The organism is Enterobacter hormaechei subsp. xiangfangensis (assembly GCF_001729785.1).
Lineage (GTDB): Bacteria > Pseudomonadota > Gammaproteobacteria > Enterobacterales > Enterobacteriaceae > Enterobacter > Enterobacter hormaechei_C.
Genome location: NZ_CP017183.1, coordinates 1,870,603 through 1,884,210, shown reverse-complemented (window position 1 = coordinate 1,884,210; position 13,608 = coordinate 1,870,603). Strand labels below are relative to the sequence as shown.

At 59.6% G+C, this 13,608-nt stretch carries 14 protein-coding genes; 8 read left to right on the top strand and 6 right to left on the bottom strand.

The annotated features are described in order from the left end of the window. Positions 1–255 precede the first annotated feature (255 nt). From xthA to BFV63_RS09005, 6 genes are all read left to right on the top strand, one after another. The gene (xthA, locus tag BFV63_RS09030; RefSeq protein ID WP_022650885.1) at positions 256–1,062 is read left to right on the top strand and encodes an exodeoxyribonuclease III; all 807 of its coding nucleotides are present in this window, start codon (positions 256–258) and stop codon (positions 1,060–1,062) included. Positions 1,063–1,068: 6 nt separating this feature from the next. Next, positions 1,069–1,740 carry a TVP38/TMEM64 family protein gene (locus tag BFV63_RS09025; RefSeq protein WP_048240956.1) on the top strand — a complete coding sequence of 224 codons (672 nt, stop codon included), beginning with the start codon at positions 1,069–1,071 and terminating at the stop codon, positions 1,738–1,740. A 6-nt stretch (positions 1,741–1,746) separates the two neighbouring features. After that, on the top strand, positions 1,747–2,916 hold the full coding sequence (locus BFV63_RS09020) for an ABC transporter substrate-binding protein (RefSeq protein ID WP_072134609.1): 1,170 nt from the start codon (positions 1,747–1,749) through the stop codon (positions 2,914–2,916). After that, complete coding sequence (locus BFV63_RS09015) at positions 2,889–4,418, top strand: ABC transporter permease family protein (RefSeq protein WP_069597509.1); 1,530 nt, start codon at positions 2,889–2,891, stop codon at positions 4,416–4,418. Before BFV63_RS09020 ends, BFV63_RS09015 begins: the two co-directional genes overlap by 28 nt. Further along, positions 4,418–5,038, top strand: coding sequence for an ATP-binding cassette domain-containing protein (locus tag BFV63_RS09010; protein WP_022650881.1), 621 nt, complete (start codon positions 4,418–4,420; stop codon positions 5,036–5,038). Before BFV63_RS09015 ends, BFV63_RS09010 begins: the two co-directional genes overlap by 1 nt. 73 nt (positions 5,039–5,111) lie before the next feature. After that, entirely contained in the window at positions 5,112–6,419 is a 1,308-nt protein-coding gene (locus tag BFV63_RS09005) for a sulfurtransferase (RefSeq protein ID WP_048240960.1), read from the top strand. On the opposite strand, the gene BFV63_RS09000 is transcribed toward BFV63_RS09005, so the two are convergent. Continuing rightward, positions 6,416–7,033 carry a CDP-alcohol phosphatidyltransferase family protein gene (locus BFV63_RS09000; protein WP_022650879.1) on the bottom strand — a complete coding sequence of 206 codons (618 nt, stop codon included), beginning with the start codon at positions 7,031–7,033 and terminating at the stop codon, positions 6,416–6,418. The genes BFV63_RS09005 and BFV63_RS09000 overlap by 4 nt on opposite strands. Continuing rightward, on the bottom strand, positions 7,023–7,595 hold the full coding sequence (locus tag BFV63_RS08995) for a carboxymuconolactone decarboxylase family protein (protein WP_003857852.1): 573 nt from the start codon (positions 7,593–7,595) through the stop codon (positions 7,023–7,025). Before BFV63_RS08995 ends, BFV63_RS09000 begins: the two co-directional genes overlap by 11 nt. A 75-nt stretch (positions 7,596–7,670) precedes the next feature. On the opposite strand from BFV63_RS08995, the gene BFV63_RS08990 reads away from it, so the two are divergent. Then, complete coding sequence (locus BFV63_RS08990) at positions 7,671–8,087, top strand: pyrimidine (deoxy)nucleoside triphosphate diphosphatase (protein ID WP_023315911.1); 417 nt, start codon at positions 7,671–7,673, stop codon at positions 8,085–8,087. Here the strand turns inward: BFV63_RS08990 and BFV63_RS08985 are convergent. Continuing rightward, positions 8,047–8,319, bottom strand: coding sequence for a YnjH family protein (locus BFV63_RS08985; protein ID WP_003857857.1), 273 nt, complete (start codon positions 8,317–8,319; stop codon positions 8,047–8,049). The two genes, BFV63_RS08990 and BFV63_RS08985, sit on opposite strands and share 41 nt — an antisense overlap. A 225-nt stretch (positions 8,320–8,544) precedes the next feature. Between BFV63_RS08985 and gdhA the strand changes: the two genes are divergently transcribed. Then, positions 8,545–9,888 (top strand): NADP-specific glutamate dehydrogenase, encoded by a 1,344-nt coding sequence (gene gdhA / locus BFV63_RS08980; protein ID WP_023315910.1) that lies wholly within the window; start codon positions 8,545–8,547, stop codon positions 9,886–9,888. Between the two features lie 71 nt (positions 9,889–9,959). Here gdhA and BFV63_RS08975 read toward each other — a convergent pair whose 3' ends face one another. From BFV63_RS08975 to BFV63_RS08965, 3 genes are all read right to left on the bottom strand, one after another. After that, positions 9,960–11,867, bottom strand: a complete 1,908-nt coding sequence (locus tag BFV63_RS08975; RefSeq protein WP_048240962.1) for a DNA topoisomerase III — start codon at positions 11,865–11,867, stop codon at positions 9,960–9,962. Between the two features lie 4 nt (positions 11,868–11,871). Further along, complete coding sequence (selD, locus tag BFV63_RS08970) at positions 11,872–12,915, bottom strand: selenide, water dikinase SelD (RefSeq protein ID WP_045350495.1); 1,044 nt, start codon at positions 12,913–12,915, stop codon at positions 11,872–11,874. 116 nt (positions 12,916–13,031) lie between these two features. After that, entirely contained in the window at positions 13,032–13,583 is a 552-nt protein-coding gene (locus BFV63_RS08965) for an NAD(P)H nitroreductase (protein ID WP_023324479.1), read from the bottom strand. Positions 13,584–13,608: the final 25 nt, after the last annotated feature.

Below are 13,608 nucleotides of genomic sequence, written 5' to 3'. Positions count from 1 at the left end.
AATATTTTTACGACAAGCGGCGCTTTGCCGCATGAAAACAAGAAAGAGTATGCAGAGGCCAAATATAATTCTGGAATTGTGATCGCTCGCGAAATTTATCGGTCGTTTACGCCCTGTTCGAGGGCAAAACGCGCCGAAATGGTGCAAATATTGCACCGTTGGCATTATCTGTCGCAGTAATTGGGCGAAGCGGATAACAGACGACGTAAATTCTGCTACCATCCTTGCACTATTCACCTTGCATTGGCAGCGACTATGAAATTTGTCTCTTTTAATATCAACGGCCTGCGTGCCCGCCCTCACCAGCTTGAAGCGATTGTTGAGCAACATCAGCCAGATGTGATCGGCTTGCAGGAGACAAAAGTTCACGACGATATGTTCCCGCTCGAAGAGGTAGCGAAGCTGGGCTATAACGTTTTTTACCACGGTCAGAAAGGCCACTACGGCGTTGCGCTGCTGACCAAAGATACGCCGGTGTCGGTGCGCCGTGGCTTCCCGGGTGACGGTGAAGAGGCGCAGCGCCGCATCATCATGGCGGAAATTCCTTCCGCACTCGGCAATGTGACCGTCATCAACGGCTATTTCCCGCAGGGTGAAAGCCGCGATCATGAAACCAAATTCCCGGCCAAAGCGAAGTTTTATCAGGATCTGCAAAACTACCTGACAACCGAACTCAAAAAAGAAAACCCGGTGCTTATCATGGGCGACATGAATATCAGCCCGACGGATCTGGATATCGGTATTGGCGAAGAGAACCGTAAGCGCTGGCTGCGCACCGGCAAATGCTCTTTCCTGCCGGAGGAGCGCGAGTGGATGGAGCGCCTGCTGGGTTGGGGGCTGGTGGATACTTTCCGCACGGCTAACCCGGAAACGCAGGACCGTTTCTCGTGGTTTGACTACCGCTCTAAAGGCTTCGATGACAACCGGGGCCTGCGTATTGATCTGCTGCTGGCGAGCGCCCCCCTGGCCGAACGCTGCATCGAAACCGGTATCGACTATGACATCCGCAGCATGGAAAAGCCGTCCGACCATGCGCCGGTATGGGCAACGTTCAAGCTGTAAACTTCAGTGAATATTAAAAAAATCAGTCTTCTGGGCGCATTTGTTTTAATTGTTGTTTTGCTTCCACCGGGCATGCTCTCCCTCGACACGCTAAAAATACACCAGCAAACGTTGCTCGCTCGTGTGGAGCAAGCGCCCCTTCAGAGCGCGCTGTTCTATTTTGCGGTTTACGTTCTGCTCTCCGCGCTATCGATCCCCGGAGCCGCGCTTCTGACGCTGCTCGGCGGGGCGCTTTTCAGCCTGTGGGAGGCGACGCTGTTGGTGTCATTTGCCTCGACGCTCGGCGCCACGCTTGCCATGCTCGTCAGCCGTTATCTGCTGCGCGACTGGGTGCAGCGGCGCTTTGCCGCACAGATGAATACGATCGATGCGGGGATGGATCGCGACGGAGCACGCTACCTTTTTGCCCTGCGCCTGATGCCGTTGTTCCCGTTCTTTCTGGTCAATTTGCTGATGGGGCTAACCCGTCTCAGGGTGCGTCACTACTGGTGGGTCAGCCAGCTTGCGATGCTACCTGCCACCGTCATTTATCTGAACGCCGGACGCGAGCTGGGAAAACTTACCTCGCTGCGCGATATTCTGTCGCCGGGACTGCTGTTCGCCTTTACACTGTTAGGGTTATTACCGCTGGTCACTCGCTGGCTGTTTTCCCGTTACATCCCTTCGATTAAAAAGTGAGGCATTATGCGCCGGGTGCGTTTTTGCGCGTTTCTGACGAGTCTGCTGCTGGCAACCTCTGCCTTCGCCGCAGAGAGCTGGCAATCCATTCAGCAACAGGCCACCGGGCAGACCGTCTGGTTTAACGCCTGGGGCGGTGATGAGGCCGTTAACCGCTACCTCGACTGGGTGAGCGGCGAGATGAAAACGCACTACGCCATCAACCTGAAGATCGTTCATCTGGCCGATGCCGCCGACGCGGTGAAGCGGATCCAGACGGAACATGCCGCAGGACGTAGCAGTAACGGGTCGGTGGATCTGCTCTGGGTAAACGGGGAAAACTTCCGCAACCTGAAAGCGGCAAACCTGCTGCTCACCGGCTGGGCGCAAACCCTGCCCAACTGGCGCTACGTCGATACCCGTAAACCGGTAACGGAAGATTTTGCCATCCCGACCGATGGGGCAGAATCCCCGTGGGGCGGCGCGCAATTAACCTTTATCGCCCGTAAAGCGAGTACGCCGACACCACCGGCAGATCCCCACGCGCTGCTGGTATACGCCCGACAGCACCCTGGCAAGGTGAGCTATCCGCGACCGCCGGATTTTACCGGCACGGCGTTTCTTGAGCAGCTACTGCTGGCGCTGACCGCCCATCCGGAGGCGTTAAAAAACGCGCCAGACAGTACCTTTGCGCAGGTCACCGCGCCGCTGTGGGATTACCTTGATACGCTGCACCCCCTGCTGTGGCGCGAAGGAAACGATTTTCCTCCGTCGCCTGCGCGCATGGATACGCTGCTGGCCAGCGGCAGTCTGAACCTGTCGCTCACCTTTAACCCCGCCCATGCGATGCAAAAGGTGGCGAGCGGTGAACTGCCTGCCGACAGCTACAGTTTCGGCTTTCTCAAAGGCATGATCGGCAACGTCCATTTTGTCGCCATCCCGGCAAACGCCAGCGCGAGCGCAGGTGCGAAAGTGGTGGCGAATTTCCTGCTGTCACCACAGGCGCAGATCCGCAAAGCTAATCCTGCCGTCTGGGGTGACCCGAGCGTGCTGGATGGCGAAAAACTGCCTGCGAAAGCGGCAAAACAGCTTCGCGCCTTTACCCCCTCAGGCACGCCTGATGTGCTTCCCGAACCGCACGCCGCCTGGGTTAACGCCCTGGAGCAGGAATGGCTTCGCCGCTACGGAACCCGCTAAGCGGGCTGGTCTGGGCGGCAATGGCGGTCATCTATCTGCCCCTGCTTCCCGCCAGCGGCATGCTGCTGGCCCCGGCGTTTTCTCCCGGCAACTGGGCGACGCTGTTTGCCGACCCGCAGCTGCCGCAGGCGCTGGCCGCCACGCTGGTGTCAGCGCTTATCGCGACGCTGGGCTCACTGTTTATCGCCCTGACCCTGCTTGCGCTTCTCTGGCCGGGTGAAGGCTGGCAGCGCCTGAGCACCCGTTTGCCGTGGCTGTTAGCCGTGCCGCACGTCGCCTTCGCCACCAGCGCGCTGCTGCTGTTTGCGGAAGGGGGGCAGTTTTACCGGATCTGTACAGTCTGTTCGCCGCAGCTTGACCGCTACGGTATCGGGCTTGGCCTGACGCTTGCGGTCAAAGAGAGCGCGTTCGTTCTGTGGGCAATCTACGCCGCGCTGCCTGAAAAGCGCCTCGCACAGCAGAAAATTGTCCTGCATACCTTCGGCTACGGACGAATGCAGGCGCTCTACTGGCTCGTCCTCCCGGCAATCGCCCCCGCGCTGGGCGCCGTGATGCTGGCGGTGCTCGCCTGGTCCCTTTCCGTGGTGGATGTGACGATCGTGCTCGGGCCGGGCAACCCGCCTACGCTGGCGGTGCTGGCCTGGCAGTGGCTCACCCAGGGCGATGCGCAGCAGCAAACCAAGGGAACGCTGCTGTGTCTGGTGTTGCTCCTGCTGCTGGCGGCGCTTGCCGCGGTGGGATACGGCTTCTGGACGGCATGGCGGCGCGCCCAGCCTGACCCCTCCGGGGGACGTCGCGCTTCGCATAGTGCGCTGCCCGCACGGGTGCTGGGCGGGTTACTGCCGCTGTGCGGCGTGCTCTGTGCGCTGGTTCTGCTGATGCTGGCACGCCGGGACGACATCGGCCCCGTCAGCGACAGCCTTTCACTGGGGCTGCTGTCCAGCCTGACAGCGCTGGCCATCCTCATGCTCTGGCTTGAGTGGGGATCCCAGCGCGGCGCGGTGTGGATCTGGCTGCCGCTTGCCCTCCCGGCGCTGCCCCTCGTGTCCGGGCAGTATGCCGTGGCGCTGTGGCTGGGCATCGACGGCCAGTACGCTGCGGTGCTCTGGAGCCATATGCTATGGGTTCTCCCGTGGATGCTCCTGGTGCTACAACCGGCCTGGCGCCGGCTCGATCCCCGGCTTATCCTCACTGCCAGAACGCTGGGCTGGCGGCGGGCGAAAATTTTCTGGCTAGTGAAATGCCCATTGATGGTTCGTCCGGCCCTGCTGGCCTTTGCCACCGGCTTTTCCGTGAGCATGGCCCAGTACATGCCTACCCTCTGGCTGGGGGCGGGACGTTTCACCACCCTGACGACGGAGGCGGTCGCCCTCAGCAGCGGCGGCAGCATTCCGATCCTCGCCAGCCGGGCGCTGGGTCTGTTGTTGTTGACCAGCAGCGTATTTGCCCTTGCCGCGCTGCTCTCCCGGCTCGTGGGCCGTCACAGACAAGGATTACGTTAATGCTGACCGTGAAAAATCTCACCATTGCGCCGCTCTTACATGAGGTCAACTTCCGCGTCCCGGCAGGGGAGATCGTCACGCTGATGGGGCCCTCCGGGAGTGGGAAATCGACCCTTTTCGCCTGGATGGTGGGGGCGTTATCCGCTGATTTTAAGGCGCACGGCGAGCTGTGGCTGAACGATCGTCGCTGCGATATGCTCCCCGTGGAAACGCGCGGGATCGGCATTCTGTTTCAGGATGCCCTGCTGTTTGACGCCTTCAGCGTGGGGCAAAACCTGATGCTGGCGCTGCCGGCGCACATCGTCGGGCGCGCCCGCCGCAACGCGGTCGAGCAGGCCCTGGAGACTGCCGGGCTGGCAAACCACTACACCAGCGATCCGGCGACCCTTTCCGGCGGCGAGCGCGCCAGGGTCAGCCTGTTGCGCGCCCTTCTCGCCCAGCCGCAGGCATTGCTGCTCGACGAGCCGTTCAGTCGACTGGATAAAACGCTGCGCGCCTCATTCCGGGCGTGGGTATTCGAGGTCACTCGCCAGCGCAGGATCCCGGTGGTGCTGGTCACGCATGATGAGGACGATATTCCGCCCGGCGGCGAGGTGATTGAGATTTCTCGCTGGCAATAATGTGCTAACGCAATGTTTTTGGCTTCAGGAGAGACGACAATGCCCCCCTCTTTTAACGACGTCAGGTTTTTCGATGAAACGTGTTTCTCAACTGACCGCGCTGGCCCTGATCTGCGGCCTCGCCTCACTCTCCTCCACGGCGGCTGATATGCCCCACTCCCTCACGCTGGCTCAGCTTCAGACGCAAAATGGCGCGGTAATTGATACGCGCATCAGTGCGTTCTATAACGGCTGGCCGCAGACCCTGAGCGGAACGTCCGGGCACGAGCCCGCCGCACTTAATCTCTCTGCCAGCTGGCTTGGGGCAATGAGCGATGAACAGCTCAGCGGCTGGGCAAAACAGCATCGGCTTACGCCAGACATGCCGGTTGCGCTCTATGGCAACGATAATGACAACCAGACGGTCAAAACACGGCTGGAGAAAGCGGGCTTTACCCACGTCTCCACCCTGAGCGATGCCCTGCAACAATCCGACCGTCTGCAACGTCTGGCGCATTTCGAACAGCTGGTTTATCCGCAGTGGATCCACCAGTTGCAGCAGGGGAAACCCGTTACCGCCGCACCAGCCGGAGAGTGGAAGGTGATCGAGGCTGGCTGGGGTGCGCCGAAGCTTTATCTCCTGAGCCATATTCCCGGCGCGGGCTATATCGACACCAATGAAGTGGAAAGCGAACCGCTGTGGAATAAGGTCTCTGACGAAAAGCTGAAAGCGATGCTGGCGAAGCACGGGATCCGTCACGATACCACCGTCATTCTGTATGGTCGCGACGTATATGCCGCCGCGCGCGTGGCGCAGATCATGCTCTACGCGGGCGTGAAGGATGTGCGGATTCTGGATGGCGGCTGGAAGGCGTGGTCCGACGCCAGCCTGCCCGTTGAGCGCGGAACGCCTGCAAACGTGAAGCCAGCCCCTGATTTTGGCGCGCCGATCCCGGGCCAGCCGCAGCTGATGGTGGATATGGAGCAGGCCCGGGGAATGCTGCACCGTCAGGACGCGTCGCTGGTGAGCATTCGTTCCTGGCCAGAGTTTATCGGTGAAACCAGCGGCTACAGCTATATCAAGCCAAAAGGTGAAATTGCCGGTGCGCGTTGGGGCCATGCGGGCAGCGACGCGACCCACATGGAAGATTTCCACAATCCGGATGGCACCATGCGCAGCGCCGATGATATTGCCGCCATGTGGAAAACGTGGAATATCCTGCCGGAGCAGCACGTTGCGTTTTACTGTGGTACCGGCTGGCGCGCGTCTGAAGCCTTTATGTACGCCCGCGCCATGGGCTGGCAGAACGTTGCCGTCTACGACGGCGGGTGGTACGAATGGAGCAGCCATCCGCAGAACCCGGTCTCCACCGGGGAGCGCGGACCGGAGAGCGCACGCTAGCGGGGAAGTGACTTCAGCGTGATATAACCGCTCCAGATGCGCGTTGTGGTGGTCAGCCAGCACAACGCGCCAAACACCCATGCAAAGAGCGCGAAATGCGCCGGAAACAGGCTGCACAGCACAAACAGCGCGATGGTCTCTGTTCCTTCCGTTAATCCTCCAATGTAATAAAGCGACTTGTGCGCATAGCCGGGGTTGTCGATATCATGCTTCCCCGCCAGCGCGGCAAAGGCCAGAAAACTGCTGCCCGTCCCCATAAACGCGAACAGCAGCCAGGCGGCGGCGATCGCATTATCAGCCGGAGCGGCCAGCGCAAAACCAAACGGCACCAGGGCGTAAAAAAGGAAGTCGAGGGCGATATCAAGAAATCCTCCCGCGTCCGTCAGGCCACGGCGACGCGCCAGCGCGCCGTCCAGACCATCCAGCAGCCGGTTCAGCACAATGGCGATCAGCGCCGCCGGATACCAGCCCAGCGCCAGAAAAGGTAACGCCAGCACGCCAATCGCAAACCCGGCGAGCGTTAAGCCATCAGGCGTGATAAACGGTTTATCCAGCGCGGCGGCCAGCTGATTTAACCCGGGTTTCAGCCGGGGGTGCAGATGTTTATCCAGCATGTGGTTTACCTTTAAACGTGGCGCACAGCCCCTGAGTCGGGATATCCAGCGCGGCGTTAAAGCGGGCGGAAAGATTCTGAAAGGCAATCAGAGCCGTCATTTCGGTGATGGTCTCTTCCGTAAAGTGGCGCTTCAGCAGGCTTTTGATATTTTCATCCACCTCAGGCGGCGTGGCGGTGACCGCTTCCGCATAGGCCAGCGCCGCGCGCTCCTCTTCGCTGAACAGGGTGGAATTTTGCCAGTCGCTGACGGCCTGCACTTTATCCAGCGCCCCGCTCCGCTCGGCCAGACGCAGGCTGTTGGCATCAATACAAAATGCGCAGTGGCAGATCTGCGAGACCCGCGTCATTAGTAGCGATCGGAGAACCGGGGTCAAACGCGCCTTGCGCCGCTCCAGATAGCCGACAAACAGCGCCACCAGCCAGAAAAGACGCGGCATACGCCCCCACCAGCGAGTGGGGTTCAGCACCGCGCCGAAGTGTTTTTTCTGCATGGCGGCGATGGGGCTAAGGCTGACGGGAAGGGTTTCCATGGGCGCAACCCAGGCGGATATCTCTTTCACCTGATTCTCCTGATGACTGGACTCTTTGGAAGGGCACGATAATATGTCGTTTTTCGCTATTAATTATTGACGAACATGCTGAAAACACTCGATGTGGTTGCGGCCATCCTCGAAAATGAGGGCAAGATTTTGCTGGCGCAGCGTCCCGAACATGCCGATCAGCCAGGAATGTGGGAATTTGCGGGCGGGAAGGTTGAAGCCGGTGAGACCCAGCCGGAAGCGCTGATCCGCGAACTGCGCGAAGAGCTCGGCATTGAGGCCGTGCCCGCGCGGTATGTGGCAAGCCACCAGCGGGAGGTGTCGCAGCGGCTGATTCACCTCCACGCCTGGCATGTGCCTGAATTTAGCGGTGAGCTGAAGGCGCATTATCACTCGGCGTTGGTATGGTGTACGCCAGAAGACGCGTTCACGTATGATTTAGCCCCGGCGGATATACCGCTGCTGGAAGCGTTTATTCTTTTACGCGACGCCAGACCAGCGGGTTTGTACTGAGGGTGCGTTCATCACGCTGGCACTGCAACAGCACGCCATCCGCCCTGACCACTGCGCCTTCGGAATAGTTTTGATCCTGATAGATACAGCACTGATTACACGGCTGCGCACGCTGGCCGCCAGCGCTAAAGACCTCTGGCGGCACGTTAACCTCGACATCCGGGCGAATGCGATCAGCCTGTGCCCCGGCGGACACCATCAAACATAACGCGGCCATTGCGTAACGGTTCATAGACTTTGTTTCCTTTGCATCGTTTATATCTATAACGGTCGATCCGGACGGGATCTTTAATGTATCTCGTCATCGCTTTTAGTTATGACGCGCGCCCTGTCATTAATTTCCCTTGCAGCATAAATTTCTGCTTGCCTCTCAAAGCGGTGCGGGTGGTATAGTCAAAAAAACGACACAAAACATCTCCGCCACACGCATAAATTATTATAAGAGGTTCTTATATCTATGGATCAGACACGCTCTCTGGAAAGCTTTCTTGCCCATGTTCAGCAGCGCGACCCGCACCAAAGCGAGTTTGCCCAGGCCGTTCGTGAAGTCATGACCACCCTGTGGCCCTTCCTTGAGGAAAATCCGCGCTACCGCCAGATGGCGCTGCTTGAACGTCTGGTAGAGCCAGAGCGCGTCATCCAGTTCCGCGTGGCGTGGGTGGACGATCGCAATCAGGTGCAGGTCAACCGCGCATGGCGCGTGCAGTTTAACTCCGCCATTGGGCCGTTTAAGGGCGGGATGCGCTTCCATCCTTCGGTGAACCTGTCGATTCTGAAGTTCCTCGGCTTCGAGCAGACCTTTAAAAATGCGCTCACTACCCTGCCGATGGGCGGCGGTAAAGGCGGGAGTGATTTCGATCCGAAAGGCAAGAGCGAAGGCGAAGTGATGCGCTTCTGCCAGGCGCTGGTCACTGAACTCTATCGCCACCTTGGGCCCGACACCGACGTTCCCGCCGGAGATATCGGCGTGGGGGGGCGTGAAGTGGGCTTTATGGCCGGGATGATGAAAAAGCTCTCCAACAACAGCGCCTGCGTCTTTACCGGCAAAGGTCTGTCGTTTGGCGGTAGCCTGATTCGCCCGGAAGCGACGGGTTACGGTCTGGTCTATTTCACTGAAGCGATGCTTAAGCGTCACGGGCTGAGCTTCGAGGGGATGCGCGTGGCGGTCTCCGGCTCCGGCAACGTGGCGCAGTACGCTATCGAGAAAGCGATGGCGTTTGGCGCGCGCGTGGTGACCGCCTCCGACTCCAGCGGCACCGTAGTGGATGAAGCTGGCTTTACGGCAGAAAAACTGGCGCGTCTGTGCGAAATCAAAGCCAGCCGTGACGGTCGGGTAGCGGATTATGCCCGTGAGTTTGGCCTGACCTATCTGGAAGGTAAACAGCCGTGGGGCGTGCCGGTGGATATCGCCCTGCCGTGCGCGACGCAAAACGAACTGGACGTGGATGCCGCCCGGACGCTGATTAGCAATGGCGTGAAAGCGGTAGCGGAAGGGGCAAATATGCCCACCACCATTGAAGCGACCGATCTGTTCCTGGACGCGGGCGTACTATTTGCACCAGGCAAGGCGGCGAACGCTGGCGGCGTGGCAACATCCGGTCTGGAAATGGCGCAAAACGCCGCGAGAATGAGCTGGAAGGCTGAGAAAGTGGATGCCCGTCTGCACCACATCATGCTCGATATTCATCACGCCTGCGTGGAGTATGGCGGCGAGGCGTCTCAAACCAACTACGTGCGCGGGGCGAATATCGCCGGGTTCGTGAAGGTGGCCGATGCGATGATTGGGCAGGGTGTGATTTAAGGTTTATATCGTGCGGCCGGGTGCCCTCACCCCGGCCCTCTCCCATAGGGAGAGGGTGAAAACCGGGCGTATCAGGCCGCGCTTTTCTTCTTTTTAAACGGTTTCTTCGCACCCGCGCCTGGTGCAACCATCCCTCTGAAGCGCTTCACCGGCGTGCTGCGCGCCTGATCGATCAGCTGGTAAAGCTTCCCCACCAGCGGCTGCATAAAGTCCTGATAGCGGCACTGCTTCTCGCTAATCTGCGTCAGCACCGATTCCCAGTGCGCGGTCATGTCCGGCCTGGCGGCCAGCTCCGGCAGGGAATGAATCAGCGCGCGCCCCGGCTCGGTCGAATGGATATAGCGCCCCTTTTTCTCAAGAAAACCGCGCTTAAAGAGCAGCTCGATGATCCCCGCGCGGGTTGCTTCCGTACCCAGACCGTCGGTGGCGCGCAGGATCTTCTTCAGATCTTTATCCTGCACAAAACGGGCGATCCCGGTCATGGCCGAAAGCAGCGTCGCATCGGTGAAGTGGCGCGGCGGCTGGGTCTGTCGTTCAACCACCTCCCCCTTCTCGCACAGCAGTTCGTCGCCTTTGGCCACGACCGGCAGCGGCGTACCGTCGTTCTCTTCGTCACGCTCTTTGTTGCCGAGCAGCGTGCGCCAGCCCGCTTCCGCGAGGAAACGCGCTTTGGCGATAAATTTGCCTTTGGCAATGTCCAGTTCGATAACGCACTTGCGGAACACCGCGTCCGGGCAGAACTGCATCAGATACTGACGCGCGATCAGGTTATAGACTTTTGCTTCGTTGTCGGTCAGGTTGACGTTGCTGGTGCGCGCCGTCGGGATTATCGCGTGGTGGGCATCGACTTTTTTATCGTCCCAGCAGCGGTTATGGGTATCCGGGTTTACCGCCGGTTGCGGCAACAGATCCGGCGCATGGACACCAATGGCGTTCATCACCGAGTGGCGTCCGGCGAAGTGTTCCTCCGGCAGATAGCGGCTGTCCGAACGCGGATAGGTGATCAGCTTGTGGGTTTCATAGAGCTTCTGGCAGATATCGAGCACGTTCTGCGCGCTCAGGCCAAACTTTTTCGCGGCCTCGATCTGCAACGCCGAAAGGGAGAACGGCAGCGGTGCGGGCTCTGATTCCCGTTTGTCGTTATAGCTGGTGACTATCGCGGGTTGGCCGGTAATGCGGTTAACCACGTGCTCCGCCAGCGGACGATGCAGCAGCCGTCCCTCTTCGTCCTGATATGACTCACAGGCATCGCTCGGCTGCCAGACGGCGGTAAAGCGTTCGTCTTTCGGCGTGACGATATGCGCTTTGACTTCGAAGAAGTCTTTGGCGACGAAATTTTCGATCTCTTCGTCGCGACGCACCACCAGCCCCAGCACCGGGGTTTGAACACGCCCAACAGAGAGTACGCCCTGATAGCCCGCATTGCGTCCCAGGATGGTGTAGGCGCGGGTCATGTTGATCCCGTACAGCCAGTCCGCGCGGGCACGTGCCAGCGCGGACACACACAGGGGAATAAATTCGCTGTTGGCGCGCAGGCGCGAAATCGCGCGCTCCACCGCCTGCGGGTTAAGGTCGTTGATCAGGCAGCGCTGCACCTGCTGACGCTTTTCCGGCGCCAGCTCCAGGTAGTCCAGCACTTCATCGACCAGCAGTTGCCCTTCCCTGTCCGGGTCACCCGCGTGGACCACTTCCGTCGCCTCATGCAGGAAACGCTTAATGACGTTGAGCTGTTTGGTGACGGAAGGACGCGGTTGCAGACGCCACTTTTCCGGCACAATCGGCAGATCGTTGAGATTCCAGCGGGCGTAGCGGCTGTCGTAGACATCCGGCTGCGCCTGTTCAAGCAGGTGACCGATACACCAGGTGACCACCTGCCCGTTACCGCATTCGATAAAGCCATCACCTTTGCGATGCGGCTTGGGCAGCACGTCGGCGATGGCTCGCGCCAGACTCGGCTTTTCGGCAATAAACAACCGCATCGAATTAACGGATCTCAATCATCGGGCGGCCACCGCGGGCGGTCACCAGCTCGCCAATGGCCGTCAGGGTGATGCCAAACTCGGCAGCCGTCGCCTGAACGTCAGCTTCAGCTTCCGGCGTCACCGCCAGCAGCAGACCGCCGGAGGTTTGCGGATCGCACAGCAGGTTACGCCATGCTTCCGGCATTTCGCCCATTAAATGGCCGTAGCTGGCGAAGTTGCGCTGCGTCCCGCCCGGCACCGCGCCCTGAGCAATGTACTCTTCCACGCCCGGCAGTTTCGGCACATCCTGATACCAGATCTGCGCCTGCACGCCCGCGCCCTGACACACTTCAGAGAGGTGCCCCAGCAGACCAAATCCGGTCACGTCGGTCATGGCCTTCACGCCGTCGATATTGGCGAATGCCGCACCGGCGAGGTTCATCTGACACATCACTTCCGTTGCCAGACCTATATGCTCGGGCTTCAGCAGGGATTTCTTCTCGGCAGTGGTCAGTACGCCAATGCCCAGCGGCTTGGTGAGGAACAGTTTGCAGCCCGGTTGCGCCGTGCTGTTGCGCTTCACGCGTTCGGTGGGCACCACGCCGGTGACGGCCAGGCCGAAGATCGGCTCCGGCGCATCGATAGAGTGACCACCGGCCAGGGCAATACCCGCCTGCTGGCAGGCAAAGCGTCCGCCTTCGATCACGTCGCGGGCAATCTCAGGCGGGAGGTTGTTAATCGGCCAGCCCAGAATGGCGATCGCCATGATCGGTTTACCGCCCATCGCAAAGATATCGCTGATGGCGTTGGTGGCCGCAATGCGTCCGAAGTCGAATGGGTTGTCGACAATCGGCATAAAAAAGTCAGTGGTGCTGATAATGCTGGTGCCGTTACCTAAGTCATAAACCGCTGCATCGTCACGCGTTTCGTTACCGACAAGCAGGTTCGGGTCGACAAACTTCGCCTGCTCACTGTGCAGGATGGTCTCCAGCACTTTCGGGGAAATTTTACAACCGCAACCGGCTCCGTGGCTGTATTGCGTTAAACGAATGGTTTGCTCGCTCATGGACGTCTCCTGTCATCTCAATCGCGCTATGGTAGCGCTCATTCCATAAAGAGGTAAGTATGACTGTCTGAATTCTGCGGCGGATGCTCAGAATCCAGACAGTTTAGCGCGGGTAATTAAAAACGGCTGACGAAAGGCGTGGTGTCCGGCACGCTGATGGTGCTGGAGGCTTTAAGCTGCGGGGTGCCGAGATAGAGGAAGCCGACAATTTTATCGTGCTCGCCACAGGCAAAGCCATCACGCACGACCGAACTTTCGGTCAGCGGTCCGGTGCGCCAGATGCCATTGAAGCCCTGCGCGACGGCGGCCATTTGCATTGCCATTACCGCGCAACCGGCAGACATCTCCTGCTCCCAGACCGGCACTTTATGATCGGCCTGGCATTTTGCGACTACCGCGATGATCATCGGCGCACGGAATGGCGCGTTGCGGGCTTTATCAATCCCCTTCTCATCCTGGCCTGCGGCAACAGCCCCCTGCTCCAGCAGCTGGCTGAAGCGGCCGCGCCCTTCGCCTTCAATAATAAAGAAGTGCCACGGCTGCAATGTGCCATGGTCCGGCGCACGCATTCCGGCACGCAGAATGTTTTCCAGCTGCTCGCCGACGGGTGCCGGTTCGGCCAGGCGGGAAGCGCTACGACGGTTAACAAGCAGTTCAAGTGCGTCCATTGGTTAACTCCTTTCATGAAATTTA